Here is a 13,627-nt window from a genome sequence, read left to right as displayed (position 1 = left end):
TGCTGCGATTCACAGTCGATTGCCTGTGGTGGTGCGACAACTGATTGGATGGTTCGACGCATCAGCATCCGATCGAATTTCGTGCATCGGGTGCGGCTGACCGGCCACAGTGTTTTGCCTGTCCCGGGGTGCCGGGCCGAGTCGTTCCGGGCGGCTGCTTCACAGCGGATTTTCGGCGGCGATCGTGCCGCTTCGTTCGAGCCCGCGTCGGGCATATCGCTTCCATGCCATCCACCATCACCGGACATTTTTCGGGCAAGAAATACCGGTGCAAAAATCCGACCTTACAACTGTCATCGTACGTCGTCGAATCGCGTGTTTTTCACATGATGAGGCGTCGTTTTACGCAGGTTTTTGTCGCGTCTAAAGCCTTGAATCACTTGCAACTATCGCTTACAATCGCCCGGATTTGTTAGCTAGGCACCCCTGAAAGCTTTCGGAAAGCTTGGGGCCGGGTTCAAGGATTTTGCGGAAGATTGCGATGGCGGGTCAGGCGCCGGACGACAGGCACGATGATCAGCGCACGCAACGCACCGCTTCGGCGGCCGGCGAGCGGCGCGAATCCGACGATGACTGGGATGCCGAGCAACAAGATAACAATATCGTTCCGCTCACGCGGGCAGAAGCCGAGAGGCTGTTCGGCCCGGACGTGAGCAAGCCCTCGCGCGTGACCCCCTACAAGGTGGTGATCGCGCAAGTGGTCTTGTCCCTGGTTGCAACGCTGGCGTGGTGGCTGTTTTCGAAGTCGCCGGGCGCCGCTGCGCAATCCGCGTTTCTGGGTGGAGCGATCGGCTGGGTACCAAGTGCGCTGTTCGTGGCACGACTGAAGGCAGGTGGTTCGGCCACCGTGATGAGCTGGGTGATGGGCGAAGCCCTGAAGCTCGGTCTGACGATCGGGATGTTCGCAGCAGTGGCGTTCGGCTGGGCCGGCGTGCACTGGGTGCCGTTCCTCGTCACGTACCTCGTCGTGCTGAAGACGTACTGGATCGCGCTGGCCTGGCGGTAAGCAACAAGCAGCGTGCGGTTTCGACAACGAACCGCACCGGCCCGTTCCCGCAATAGCGTGTTGCGGAACAGGCAAAACGATTTTCGACAATTTGGGTGGCATTAACGATATGGCAGCTAGCGAAGGCACGCGCGGTCCGGATCCGTCCGAGTACATTGCGCACCACTTGCAGAATTTCTCCACCTCGCATCAGACGTCGATTTTCGACATCCACGTCTGGAATCTCGACACGCTGTTCTGGTCGATCGTATGCGGCATCGTGACGATCCTCCTGCTGCGTCTGGCCGCCCGCAAGGCGACGTCGGGCGTGCCGGGCCGTTTCCAGTGCGCGATCGAGATGCTCGTCGAAATGGTCGAAGACCAGTCGAAGGCCATCGTCCACGGCAATCGCACCTTCATCGCTCCGCTCGCCCTCACGGTGTTCGTGTGGGTCGCGCTGATGAACTCCCTCGACTTCCTCCCGGTCGACCTGCCGGGCCGCGTGATCGGCCTGCTCGGTTTGTCGGACGTGATTTCCCACCATCGCATCGTCCCGACGGCCGACCTGAACGGCACGCTCGGCATCGCGCTCGGCGTGTTCGTCCTGATGATCTACTACAGCATCAAGATCAAGGGCGCGGGCGGCTTTGTGCATGAGCTGCTGTCGGCCCCGTTCGGCGCCCACCCGCTGCTGTGGATCCCGAACCTCGCGCTCAACATCGTCGAATATCTCGCGAAGACCGTCTCCCTCGGTATGCGGCTGTTCGGCAACATGTACGCGGGTGAGCTGTTGTTCCTGTTGATCGCCCTGCTCGGCAGCATGTGGAGCTTCGGTGGCGACGCAACGTTCCTCGGCTTCGTTGGTCACGTGATCGCGGGTAGCGTCTGGGCAATCTTCCACATCCTGATTGTTCTGTTGCAGGCATTCATTTTCATGATGCTGACGCTGGTGTATCTCGGCCAAGCGCACGACAAGCACTAAGCGCGGCGTGCAAGAAAGAGTCTTCGTTTTAGTTTTTTAAATCTCAGTTCCAAGTCTTTTCACAAAGGAGTGATCATGCAAGCTTACATCGCCAACATCCAGGGTCTGACCGCCATCGGTATCGGCATCATCATCGGCCTGGGTGCAATCGGCGCCTGTATCGGTATCGCGCTGATGGGTGGCAAGTACATCGAAGCCTGCGCACGTCAGCCGGAACTCATCAACCCGCTGCAAACGAAGATGTTCCTGCTGGCTGGTCTGATCGACGCTGCATTCCTGATCGGCGTTGGTGTCGCAATGCTGTTCGCGTTCGCGAACCCGCTCCTGTCGAAGCTCGTCGCAGGCTAAGGTTCCTCGGAAATATGCGTCCGGCGCAAGCCGGCGCAGGGCGGAACGGAGACTTGGGGCGCTGATCGAATGCAACTCGATGAGCGCCTTACCGTTTCATTTTTCCGGAATAGCAGATAAGGAAACACCGTGAATCTCAACGCAACTCTGTTTGCGCAAATGGTCGTGTTCCTGGTCCTCGCGTGGTTCACGATGAAGTTCGTGTGGCCGCCGTTGATCAACGCCCTCGACGAACGTTCGAAGAAGATCGCCGACGGCCTCGCCGCCGCGGAGAAGGGCAAGGCGGAACTCGACGCAGCGCACAAGCGCGTGGACCAGGAACTCGCGCAGGCCCGCAACGACGGCCAGCAGCGCATCGCCGACGCTGAAAAGCGTGCCCAGGCGGTCGCCGAGGAAATCAAGGCCAACGCCCAGGCTGAAGCCGCCCGCATCGTCGCCCAGGCGAAGGCGGAAGCAGAACAGCAAATCGTGAAGGCGCGCGAAGCGCTGCGTGGCGAAGTCGCCTCGCTGGCCGTGAAGGGCGCCGAGCAGATCCTGAAGCGCGAAGTCGATCAAACGGCCCACGCCCAACTGCTGAATCAACTGAAAGCCGAGCTCTGATCATGGCCGAACTTGCAACCATCGCCCGCCCTTACGCAGAAGCGCTGTTCCGCGTGGCCGAGGGCGGTGACATCGCCGCCTGGTCCACGCTCGTGCAAGAGCTGGCCCAGGTTGCGCGTCTGCCGGAAGTACTGTCGGTCGCGTCGAGCCCGAAGGTGACGCGCACGCAAGTAGCCGAGTTGCTGCTTGCTGCGGTGAAGTCGCCGCTCGTGGCCGGCGCCGAAGCGAAGAACTTCGTGCAGATGCTGGTCGACAATCATCGCATCGCGCTGCTGCCGGAAATTGCCGAGCAGTTCGAGGCGCTCAAGAACGAACGTGAAGGTGCTGCCGACGCCGAGATCGTGAGCGCGTTCCCGCTGAACGGCGCGGATCTCGAAAGTCTCGTCTCGGGCCTCGAACGCAAGTTCAAGCGCAAGCTGAAACCGACGGTCGAAGTCGATTCGTCGCTGATCGGCGGCGTGCGCGTGACGGTCGGCGACGAAGTGCTCGACACCTCGGTTCGCGCGCGCCTCGCATCGATGCAGGCTGCCTTGACCGCCTGAGCGCCACGCCGGCACGCAACAGAATTGACTATCAGGAGCGAATAATGCAACTCAATCCCTCTGAGATCAGCGAGCTGATCAAGAGCCGGATCCAGGGCCTTGAAGCGAGCGCAGACGTTCGCAACCAGGGCACCGTGATCTCCGTGACCGACGGTATCGTGCGTATCCACGGCCTGTCGGACGTGATGCAGGGCGAAATGCTCGAGTTTCCGGGCAACACGTTCGGCCTCGCGCTGAACCTCGAGCGCGACTCGGTCGGCGCGGTGATTCTCGGCGAATACGAACACATCTCGGAAGGCGATGTCGTCAAGACGACGGGTCGCATTCTGGAAGTCCCGGTCGGTCCGGAACTCGTCGGCCGCGTGGTCGATGCGCTCGGCAACCCGATCGACGGCAAGGGCCCGGTCAACGCGAAGCTGACCGACGCGATCGAAAAGATCGCCCCGGGCGTGATCTGGCGCAAGTCGGTGTCGCAGCCGGTGCAGACGGGCATCAAGTCGATCGACGCGATGGTGCCGATCGGCCGTGGCCAGCGTGAGCTGATCATCGGCGACCGTCAGTGCGGCAAGACCGCGGTGGCGCTCGACGCGATCATCAACCAGAAGGGCAAGGACCTGATCTGTATCTACGTCGCGATCGGCCAGAAGGCTTCGTCGATCATGAACGTGGTTCGCAAGCTCGAAGAAACGGGCGCGATGGAATACACGATCGTCGTCGCCGCCACGGCATCGGATTCCGCAGCAATGCAGTATCTGGCACCGTACGCCGGCTGCACGATGGGCGAATACTTCCGCGACCGCGGCCAGGACGCGCTGATCATTTATGACGACTTGACCAAGCAGGCTTGGGCATACCGTCAGATCTCGCTGCTGCTGCGCCGCCCGCCGGGCCGTGAAGCGTACCCGGGCGACGTGTTCTATCTGCACTCGCGTCTGCTGGAGCGTGCGGCTCGCGTGTCGGAAGAGTACGTCGAGAAGTTCACGAACGGCGAAGTGAAGGGCAAGAGCGGTTCGCTGACGGCACTGCCGGTCATCGAAACGCAGGCAGGCGACGTGACCGCATTCGTTCCGACGAACGTGATCTCGATTACCGACGGCCAGATCTTCCTGGAAACCGACCTGTTCAACGCAGGTATCCGCCCGGCAATCAACGCCGGCGTGTCGGTGTCGCGAGTCGGTGGCGCCGCGCAGACGAAGGTCGTGAAGAAGCTGTCGGGCGGTATCCGTACCGACCTCGCGCAGTACCGTGAACTGGCCGCATTCGCGCAGTTCGCATCGGATCTCGACGAAGCGACCCGCAAGCAGCTCGAGCGCGGCCGCCGCGTGACGGAACTGCTGAAGCAGCCGCAGTACCAGCCGCTGCAGGTGTGGGAACTGGCCGTGTCGCTGTACGCCGCGAACAACGGCTACCTCGACGACCTCGACGTGAAGCAAGTGCTGCCGTTCGAGAAGGGCCTGCGCGAAAGCCTGAAGACCAGCAACGCTGACCTCATCAAGCGCATCGAAGACACCAAGGATCTCTCGAAGGACGACGAAGGCGCGCTGCGCTCGGCGATCGAATCCTTCAAGAAGTCCGGTGCCTATTGATCCGCGAGTGACACACTGAGGCCGCGCGGGTGCTGATGCGCCCGCGCCGCTTCGGTCAAGGAGCAAGCTATGGCTGGAATGAAGGAAATTCGCGGCAAGATCAAGAGCGTGCAGAACACGCGCAAGATCACGAAGGCGATGGAGATGGTGGCCGCATCGAAGATGCGCCGCGCGCAGGAACGCATGCGCGCTGCTCGTCCGTATGCGGACAAGGTCCGTGCCATCGCCGCGCACATGAGCCGCGCGAACCCGGAGTACCGCCACCCGTTCATGGTGGCGAACGACGGCACGAACACGGCCGGCATCATCCTCGTCACGACGGACAAGGGTCTGTGCGGCGGGCTGAACACCAACGTGCTGCGTGCGACGGTGCAGAAGTTCAAGGAGCTGGAAGAGAAGGGCCAGAAGGTCGAAGCCACGGCGATCGGCAGCAAGGGCCTCGGTTTCCTGAACCGCTTCGGCGCGAAGGTGATGTCGCAGGTCGTGCACCTCGGCGACACCCCGCATCTGGACAAGCTGATCGGCGCGGTGAAGACGCAGCTCGACCTGTACTCGGAAGGCAAGCTGTCGGCGGTTTATATCGCTTACACGCGCTTCGTCAACACGATGAAGCAGGAAGCCGTGATCGAGCAGCTGCTGCCGCTGTCGTCGGAACACTTCGAAGCCGATGACGGTACGCCGGCCACGTCGTGGGACTACATCTACGAGCCGGACGCGCAGGCAGTCGTCGACGAACTGCTGGTGCGTTACGTCGAGGCGCTGGTGTACCAGGCCGTCGCGGAGAACATGGCGTCCGAGCAATCGGCGCGGATGGTCGCGATGAAGGCCGCGTCCGACAACGCGAAGACGGTGATCAGCGAACTGCAGCTCGTGTACAACAAGAGCCGTCAGGCCGCGATTACGAAAGAACTGTCGGAGATCGTCGGCGGCGCAGCCGCTGTTTAAGCGCGCGCCCGGACGACAACTGCGCCTTTGCGCGAGTAAAGAATCAGGTATTTAAAGGAAAAGCGATGAGTACTGCTGCTTTGGTAGAAGGCAAGATCGTACAGTGCATCGGCGCCGTTATCGACGTGGAATTCCCGCGCGACAGCATGCCGAAGATCTACGACGCGCTTATTCTCGATGGCTCGGAACTGACGCTCGAAGTCCAGCAGCAGCTGGGCGACGGCGTGGTCCGCACCATTTGTCTGGGTGCATCCGACGGCCTGCGCCGCGGTCTGACCGTGAAGAACACGGCAAATCCGATCTCGGTGCCGGTCGGCAAGCCGACCCTCGGCCGGATCATGGACGTGCTCGGCCGTCCGATCGACGAGGCTGGCCCGATCGTGAGCGAAACGACGCGTTCGATCCACCAGAAGGCCCCGGCGTTCGACGAACTGTCGCCGTCGACCGAACTGCTCGAAACGGGTATCAAGGTCATCGACCTGATCTGCCCGTTCGCAAAGGGCGGCAAGGTTGGCCTGTTCGGTGGTGCCGGCGTGGGCAAGACCGTCAACATGATGGAGCTCATCAACAACATCGCGAAGGAACACGGCGGTTATTCCGTGTTCGCGGGCGTGGGCGAGCGTACCCGTGAAGGGAACGACTTCTACCACGAAATGAAGGACTCGAACGTTCTCGACAAGGTCGCGCTGGTGTACGGCCAGATGAACGAGCCGCCGGGCAACCGTCTGCGTGTCGCGCTGACCGGCCTGACGATGGCCGAACACTTCCGTGACGAAGGCCTCGACGTGCTGTTCTTCGTCGACAACATCTACCGTTTCACGCTGGCCGGTACCGAAGTGTCGGCACTGCTCGGTCGTATGCCGTCGGCAGTGGGCTATCAGCCGACGCTGGCTGAAGAAATGGGCAAGCTGCAAGAGCGCATCACGTCGACCAAGAAGGGCTCGATTACGTCGGTCCAGGCCGTGTACGTCCCTGCGGACGACTTGACCGACCCGTCGCCGGCTACGACCTTCGGCCACCTTGACGCAACCGTCGTTCTGTCGCGTGACATCGCTTCGCTGGGTATCTACCCGGCGGTCGACCCGCTCGACTCGACGTCGCGCCAGATCGACCCGAACGTGATCGGTGAAGAGCACTACTCGATCACCCGTCGTGTTCAGCAGACGCTGCAGCGCTACAAGGAACTGCGCGACATCATCGCGATTCTGGGCATGGACGAACTGTCGCCGGAAGACAAGCTGTCGGTCGCGCGCGCACGTAAGATCCAGCGTTTCCTGTCGCAGCCGTTCCACGTTGCCGAAGTGTTCACGGGCTCGCCGGGCAAGTACGTGCCGCTGAAGGAAACGATCCGCGGCTTCAAGATGATCGTCGACGGCGAGTGCGACCACCTGCCGGAACAGGCGTTCTACATGGTCGGCACGATCGACGAAGCCTTCGAGAAGGCCAAGAAGATCCAGTAAAGGTCTGAGTGGTAGCAAGCTGGTGCGATCCGGCCTCGGTGCAGTGAATCGCTGTTGTCGATTTGCTTCACGGCCGGTCGCGCTGACCGCAACACGCTCAACCGCCGTGCATGGGACGGGAGTAAGCGCTGAAGCGCTAACTCCCGTCGACAGGAGTCGATATGGCAACCATCAAAGTAGACGTCGTCAGCGCGGAAGAGCAGATCTTCTCGGGCGAGGCGAAATTCGTCGCGCTGCCGGGCGAAACGGGTGAGCTGGGTATTCTGCCGGGCCACACGCCGCTGATCACGCGGATTCGTCCGGGTGCGGTGCGCATCGAAGTCGAGGGCGGCAACGACGAATTCGTGTTCGTCGCGGGCGGCATTCTCGAAGTGCAGCCGGGCGCCGTGACGGTGCTCGCCGATACCGCGATCCGCGGCAAGGACCTCGACGCGGCGAAAGCAGAGGAAGCGCGCAAGCGCGCCGAGGAAACGCTGCAGAACGCGAAGTCGGATCTCGACCTCGCGAAGGCGCAATCCGAGCTCGCGACCGCGATGGCGCAGCTCGAGGCGATCCAGCGTCTGGCGAAGATCCGCAGTCGGCACTGAGCCGCGCCGCGTATCCCGCGAAAGAAAGCAGCCTTCGGGCTGCTTTTTTTTCGTGTGCAGGTTGCGCGCCGGATCGTCCCGTCCGGTCGTGCTATTTCATCCGTCCGCCGCGATTCGATGTCAGAGTGTCGTCAGCGGAGCGCGTCATCATCCGCAGTGAGGCCGCCCGTCGCGAGTGCGGCGACGGAGGCGGGCGCAGCAAGCGCCCGCGGTCCGATCAGACAAAAAGACGGAGACATTCATGGCAGCAGACCTTGGCGTGGGGGCGCTGATCGCGCCCGAAAACGGACTGTCGTACGTGCGCGGCGCGACCGACGTGCCGCTATCCGAAGCGACGATCGGCCGGTTCCTGCGCGATACCGCCGGCCGCTTTCCCGAACGCCCGGCGGTCGTGTTCCGCGAGCAGCAGGTGCGTTGGACCTGGCGCGAATTCGCGGACGAGGTCGACGTGCTCGCGGCCGGCCTCGCCGCGCTCGGGATCGTGAAGGGCGACCGCGTCGGCATCTGGTCGCCGAACCGCAGCGAATGGCTGCTCACGCAGTTCGCGACCGCGCGTATCGGCGCGGTGCTCGTCAACATCAATCCGGCCTACCGGCTGTCGGAACTCGAATACGCGCTGAACAAGGTCGGCTGCAAGGCCGTGATCGCGGCCGAGCGCTTCAAGTCGTCGGCGTATGTCGAGATGCTGCAGACCATCGCGCCGGAGCTTGCGTCCGCGACGCCGGGCAACTTGCAGGCGGCACGCGTGCCGAGCCTGCGTACGGTCGTGTCGATGGGCGACGTCGCGCCGGCCGGCATGTTCCGTTTCGCCGACGTGATGGTGCGCGGCCGTCAGGCCGTCGACCCCGCGCTGCTCGATGCGATCGGCGCGACGCTCGAGTCCACCGACGCGATCAACATCCAGTTCACGAGCGGCACGACGGGCAGCCCGAAGGGCGCGACGCTCACGCACCGCAACGTCGTCAACAACGCGCGCTCGATCGCGATGGCGATGCGCTTCACCGAGCAGGATTCGCTTTGCATTCCCGTGCCGCTGTATCACTGCTTCGGGATGGTGCTTGCGGTACTCGCGTGCGTATCGAAGGGCGCGGCGATGGTGTTCCCGGGCGAAGCATTCGACCCGGTCGCGACGCTCGCGGCCGTGGCCGACGAACGCTGCACCGCGCTGCACGGCGTGCCGACGATGTTCATTGCCGAGCTCGATCATCCCGAGTTCCCGAAATTCGACCTGTCGACGCTGCGCACGGGGATCATGGCCGGCTCGCCGTGCCCGATCGAGACGATGAAGCGCGTCGTGTCGCAGATGCACCTGTCGGAGATCACGATCGCATACGGGATGACGGAGACGAGCCCCGTGTCGTTCCAGAGCTCGACCGACGATCCGCTCGAGAAGCGCACGACGACGGTCGGGCGCATCCAGCCGCATCTCGAAGTGAAGATCGTCGATCCGAGCGGCGACATCGCGCCGGTCGGCGCGACGGGCGAGCTGTGCACGAAGGGCTATTCGGTGATGCTCGGCTACTGGGACGACGACGCGAAGACGCGCGAGGTGCTGGTCGACGGCTGGATGCATACGGGCGACCTCGCGACGCTCGACGCGGACGGCTACTGCAACATCGTCGGCCGGCTGAAGGACATGGTGATTCGCGGCGGCGAGAACGTCTATCCGCGCGAGATCGAGGAATTCCTGTTTCGGCATCCGAAGATCCAGAGCGCGCAGGTGTTCGGCGTGCCCGATGCGAAATACGGCGAGGAGCTGTGCGCGTGGATCGTGCTGCGCGCGGACGAGCAGATGACCGAGGACGACGTGCGCGCGTTCTGCAACGGGCAGATCGCGCACTACAAGATTCCGCGCTACATCCGCTTCGTCGACGAGCTGCCGATGACGGTGACGGGCAAGGTGCAGAAATTCGTGATGCGCGACCGGATGATCGAGGAACTGAAGCTCGACGTGCAGAAGACCGCGTAAGTTGGCCTGGCGGTTCGGTGGCGGAAAAAACGCGGCGGCCTGCGGGCCGTTGCGTTTTCGATGGACGAAAAAAAGCGGGCTTATTAGCCCGCTAAAAACCACACGCTACGGGGTTAGCGCGAGGAGACCAAAGATGAAACCGAGTCCGGCGGGGGCCGGAAACGACTCCAACAGGGATGCCCCTGGGAAGGGCTTCGGTACGTGACCGACTGGCTCGCAGCGCTTCGCGTCCGCTCACACTTGGCACACGAGACCGCATCCGTGTTGAAACCGTTGAGGCCATTGTGGGCGAATTAATGACCCGTCGCGGTAACAAAGTGTTTCAGGTTGTAACGCCCGCCGGATAAGGCTTTCCGGGATTTTTTGCTGTTTTCGGGGTCCTGAAAAAGGTCATTTTTACCCATATTTTTCGCGGCGTTTTCATCGTATGCGTACGGCGCGTTTTTCATGCGTATCGGGCGCGATGAATTGCCGAATTACACGCGGGAAAGTGCGCCGCGCGGCAGATACCGCGCATGACGATTCATTCGTCAGAAAGATTTTGAAACGTGATTGGGATGTGTGGAAGTCGGCCGTTTGGCCGATTCGGGGTGATTTCGCGCGGCAGCGGCCCCAGGGCGAGGCGTCGATGTGTAACGGGGCGGCAGGCAGGCCGCCGCCGCGCAGCGATTTCTGCGCGCAGCGGCCACGGGGTCGGTGCCCGTCATCGGCCGCCGCAAACATGCGGGCCTACTTCAGCCACTTGTCCGAAATCGCCTGGTATTCGCCGGTCGACAGCGCGAGATGCAGCCACTGGTCGACGTACTGCTGGAACGCGACATCGCCGCGCGGCACCATGTACGCCTTCTCGCCGAACTGGAACGGCTTGTCCGGATGGACCGAGCACAGCCCCGGATTCAGCTTTTGCTGCAGCAGCGTCTCGGACGCATCCGTCACCATCACGTCCGCCTTGCCCGCGAGGATCTGCTTGAAGATCGTCACGTTGTCCGGATAGACGGTCAGGTTAGCGTGCGCGAAGTACTGCTTCGCGAAACGTTCGTTGGTGCCGCCCGGGTTCACGATCACGCGTGTTTCGGGCCGGTCGATCTGCGCGACGGTCTGGTATTTGTCGGCGTCCGCGCAGCGCGCGATCGGCGTCTTGCCGTCGACGACGTACGGCTGCGTGAAGAACACGCGCTTCTGGCGCTCGAGCGTCGTCGATATGCCGCCCACCGCGATGTCGCATTTCGCGACGAAATCGCCGGTCAGGTTCGACCAGCTCGTCTTCACATAGTCGGGCTTCACGCCGAGCGACTTCGCGAGCGATTCGGCCATGTCGATGTCGATGCCCTCGAAGCGGCCGTCCGCGCGGTAGTACGAATACGGCTTGTAGTCGCCTGTCGTGCAGACGCGCAGCGCGCCGCGCGCGAGCACGTCGTCGAGCCGCGAGCCGGCGCCTGGGGCGGCTGCGGCGGCACCCGCGCCGGTCTGCGCGTGCGCGGCGGCGCAGCAGAGCAATGCGGTCGCGGCGAGCGTGGCGAATGTCTTCATCGGTCTCCTCCTTCGTTCGGTTCGATATGAGCGTCCGATCATAACGGAGCCATCGCGCGCGTCATATGGCCGCCATCGCGTCGACATGCGCAGCCTGAAGGCGGCTGTCCGGTAAAATGCCGCTTTGCCTTCGCATCGTCGCTCCTACCGTGGCCCATAACCTGCTCAACGACACCTTCCTGCGTGCGCTTCTGCGCGAGCCGACCGACTACACGCCGATCTGGCTGATGCGCCAGGCCGGCCGCTACCTGCCCGAGTACAACGCGACGCGCGCGCGTGCCGGCAGCTTCCTCGGTCTCGCGAAGAATCCCGACTACGCGACCGAGGTGACGCTGCAACCGCTCGAGCGCTTCCCGCTCGACGCCGCGATCCTGTTCTCGGACATCCTGACGATTCCGGACGCGATGGGGCTCGGCCTCGACTTCCAGGTCGGCGAAGGCCCGAAGTTCGCGCATCCGGTGCGCACCGAGGCCGACGTCGCGAAGCTCGCGGTGCCGGACATCGAAGCCACGCTCGGCTACGTGACCGGCGCCGTGCGCGAGATCCGCCGCGCGCTGACCGACGGCCAGGGCCGCCAGCGCGTGCCGCTGATCGGCTTCTCGGGCAGCCCGTGGACGCTCGCGTGCTACATGGTCGAAGGCGGCGGGTCGGACGATTTCCGCACGGTGAAATCGATGGCGTATTCGCGCCCCGACCTGATGCACCGGATCCTCGACGTGAACGCGCAGGCGGTGGCCGCATACCTGAACGCGCAGATCGAAGCGGGCGCGCAGGCCGTGATGATTTTCGACACGTGGGGCGGCGCGCTGGCGGACGGTGCGTACCAGCGCTTTTCGCTGGACTACATCCGCCGGGTGGTCGCGCAGCTCAAGCGCGAGCACGACGGCGAGCGCGTGCCGGTGATTACGTTCACGAAGGGCGGCGGGCTGTGGCTGGAGGAAATCGCGGCGACCGGCGTCGACGCGGTCGGGCTCGACTGGACGGTCAACCTCGGCGCCGCGCGCGAGCGCGTCGCGGGGCGGGTCGCGCTGCAGGGCAACCTCGACCCGACGATCCTGTTTGCGCCGCCGGCCGCGGTGCGCGAACAGGCGCGCGCGGTGCTCGACAGCTATGGCAACCACCCGGGTCACGTATTCAACCTCGGGCACGGCATCTCGCAATTCACGTCGCCCGATCACGTCGCCGAACTCGTCGACGAAGTGCACAACCACAGCCGCGCAATTCGTAGCGGAGCCGCCGGCTGAACGCAAGCGCTGTCATGCTGCACTGCGGAGTGACAGCGTTTCGCTGCCGGCACTAAACAGGGCGCAACCCCGCACGGGTTGCCGATTCGTTGCTTGTCAAGACTTGACTTATACACATTTTCCACGTTGCAGCGCGGTAGAGCCCCGTGTCGGTCAAATTGTCTCGCTATGGTTTGGTAATTTGAATAGCAGCCTTATGGAATAAGGCTCCGCGGGGCACCGCCGCAAACGGCGAAAAACAGCGGAAAGCACGGCCCCGCGCGCGTTGCGGCCAGTGAGCGACGAGTTCTCAACAAAGTTATCCACAGGCTGGGCAGGGTATACGGCGATTCTTAATGCGAATCCAAAACTTAGCGCCGAATCTGAAGTTTTACATTAAGTTTGCCGACGCGATGCGGGCGCGGATGCAACCCTTCCACGCGGCGCGTGCCGCCGCCGGAGCGCCGTGATGGACGGCACCTACCTGCGCGTCGCGCTCGACCATCCGCTCGCGACCCTGTTCGACTACCGCTGCGATGCGCAGCCGGCGCCCGTGCCCGGCACGCTCGTGCAGGTGCCGTTCGGCAAGCGGCTGGCCGTCGGGCTCGTTTGCGAAGTGACGACTCACACCGACGTGCCGCCGTCCCGGCTGCGCGCGATCGACGCGATCTGCACCGACCTGCCGCCGCTGTCGGCGAACTGGCTCGCGCTCGTGTCGTTCGCGGCCGACTACTATCAGCGCGGTCGCGGCGAGGTCGCGCTGCCGGCGCTGCCGCAGGCGCTGCGCGACGCCGGGCGCTGGGGGCGGCTGCTGGCGCCCGAGGTGCGCTACCGGCCGACGGAAGCCGGCCGCGCGGCGCTGCCCGATGC

12 protein-coding genes and 1 pseudogene are annotated in these 13,627 nt (G+C 63.4%); 12 read left to right on the top strand and 1 reads right to left on the bottom strand.

Annotation, left to right across the window (positions count from 1 at the left end; genetic code table 11):
- Positions 1-481 precede the first annotated feature (481 nt).
- From OEJ37_RS32070 to OEJ37_RS32025, 10 genes are all read left to right on the top strand, one after another.
- A complete protein-coding gene (locus OEJ37_RS32070) occupies positions 482-1,006 on the top strand; it encodes an ATP synthase subunit I (RefSeq protein ID WP_034183833.1) in 525 nt (174 codons plus the stop codon).
- 109 nt (positions 1,007-1,115) lie between these two features.
- Positions 1,116-1,967, top strand: a complete 852-nt coding sequence (gene atpB, locus OEJ37_RS32065; protein ID WP_039351439.1) for a F0F1 ATP synthase subunit A — start codon at positions 1,116-1,118, stop codon at positions 1,965-1,967.
- Between the two features lie 75 nt (positions 1,968-2,042).
- Entirely contained in the window at positions 2,043-2,315 is a 273-nt protein-coding gene (gene atpE, locus OEJ37_RS32060; RefSeq protein WP_021160442.1) for a F0F1 ATP synthase subunit C, read from the top strand.
- 129 nt (positions 2,316-2,444) lie between these two features.
- On the top strand, positions 2,445-2,915 hold the full coding sequence (locus OEJ37_RS32055; protein WP_006751767.1) for a F0F1 ATP synthase subunit B: 471 nt from the start codon (positions 2,445-2,447) through the stop codon (positions 2,913-2,915).
- A 2-nt stretch (positions 2,916-2,917) separates the two neighbouring features.
- On the top strand, positions 2,918-3,457 hold the full coding sequence (locus OEJ37_RS32050; protein WP_034183835.1) for a F0F1 ATP synthase subunit delta: 540 nt from the start codon (positions 2,918-2,920) through the stop codon (positions 3,455-3,457).
- A 44-nt stretch (positions 3,458-3,501) separates the two neighbouring features.
- Entirely contained in the window at positions 3,502-5,043 is a 1,542-nt protein-coding gene (gene atpA, locus OEJ37_RS32045) for a F0F1 ATP synthase subunit alpha (protein WP_034183836.1), read from the top strand.
- A gap of 69 nt (positions 5,044-5,112) precedes the next feature.
- Complete coding sequence (gene atpG, locus OEJ37_RS32040; RefSeq protein ID WP_034183837.1) at positions 5,113-5,988, top strand: F0F1 ATP synthase subunit gamma; 876 nt, start codon at positions 5,113-5,115, stop codon at positions 5,986-5,988.
- Between the two features lie 65 nt (positions 5,989-6,053).
- Positions 6,054-7,448, top strand: coding sequence for a F0F1 ATP synthase subunit beta (gene atpD, locus OEJ37_RS32035; RefSeq protein WP_047899458.1), 1,395 nt, complete (start codon positions 6,054-6,056; stop codon positions 7,446-7,448).
- A gap of 161 nt (positions 7,449-7,609) precedes the next feature.
- Complete coding sequence (locus tag OEJ37_RS32030; RefSeq protein WP_006477288.1) at positions 7,610-8,035, top strand: F0F1 ATP synthase subunit epsilon; 426 nt, start codon at positions 7,610-7,612, stop codon at positions 8,033-8,035.
- A 241-nt stretch (positions 8,036-8,276) separates the two neighbouring features.
- Positions 8,277-10,004, top strand: coding sequence for an AMP-binding protein (locus OEJ37_RS32025; RefSeq protein ID WP_263348969.1), 1,728 nt, complete (start codon positions 8,277-8,279; stop codon positions 10,002-10,004).
- A gap of 729 nt (positions 10,005-10,733) precedes the next feature.
- Here the strand turns inward: OEJ37_RS32025 and OEJ37_RS32020 are convergent.
- Complete coding sequence (locus tag OEJ37_RS32020; RefSeq protein WP_174418302.1) at positions 10,734-11,534, bottom strand: transporter substrate-binding domain-containing protein; 801 nt, start codon at positions 11,532-11,534, stop codon at positions 10,734-10,736.
- A gap of 149 nt (positions 11,535-11,683) precedes the next feature.
- On the opposite strand from OEJ37_RS32020, the gene hemE reads away from it, so the two are divergent.
- Positions 11,684-12,778, top strand: a complete 1,095-nt coding sequence (gene hemE / locus OEJ37_RS32015) for a uroporphyrinogen decarboxylase (protein ID WP_231944009.1) — start codon at positions 11,684-11,686, stop codon at positions 12,776-12,778.
- 448 nt (positions 12,779-13,226) lie between these two features.
- Positions 13,227-13,627: pseudogene (locus tag OEJ37_RS32010) on the top strand (primosomal protein N'); the annotation flags it as partial.

Origin of the sequence: Burkholderia sp. BKH01 (genome assembly GCF_025685725.1) — a bacterium.
Lineage (GTDB): Bacteria > Pseudomonadota > Gammaproteobacteria > Burkholderiales > Burkholderiaceae > Burkholderia > Burkholderia pyrrocinia_C.
This window is presented reverse-complemented; position numbering and strand designations above follow the sequence as displayed.

Bases quoted from the DNA above. Each gene is read 5' to 3' on its own strand.
- OEJ37_RS32025 (WP_263348969.1), top strand. From the start codon at position 8,277: ATGGCAGCAGACCTTGGCGTGGGGGCGCTGATCGCGCCCGAAAACGGA.
- atpD (WP_047899458.1), top strand. From the start codon at position 6,054: ATGAGTACTGCTGCTTTGGTAGAAGGCAAGATCGTACAGTGCATCGGC.
- OEJ37_RS32020 (WP_174418302.1), bottom strand. From the start codon at position 11,534: ATGAAGACATTCGCCACGCTCGCCGCGACCGCATTGCTCTGCTGCGCC.
- atpA (WP_034183836.1), top strand. From the start codon at position 3,502: ATGCAACTCAATCCCTCTGAGATCAGCGAGCTGATCAAGAGCCGGATC.
- atpB (WP_039351439.1), top strand. From the start codon at position 1,116: ATGGCAGCTAGCGAAGGCACGCGCGGTCCGGATCCGTCCGAGTACATT.
- atpG (WP_034183837.1), top strand. From the start codon at position 5,113: ATGGCTGGAATGAAGGAAATTCGCGGCAAGATCAAGAGCGTGCAGAAC.
- OEJ37_RS32050 (WP_034183835.1), top strand. From the start codon at position 2,918: ATGGCCGAACTTGCAACCATCGCCCGCCCTTACGCAGAAGCGCTGTTC.
- OEJ37_RS32070 (WP_034183833.1), top strand. From the start codon at position 482: ATGGCGGGTCAGGCGCCGGACGACAGGCACGATGATCAGCGCACGCAA.
- atpE (WP_021160442.1), top strand. From the start codon at position 2,043: ATGCAAGCTTACATCGCCAACATCCAGGGTCTGACCGCCATCGGTATC.
- OEJ37_RS32030 (WP_006477288.1), top strand. From the start codon at position 7,610: ATGGCAACCATCAAAGTAGACGTCGTCAGCGCGGAAGAGCAGATCTTC.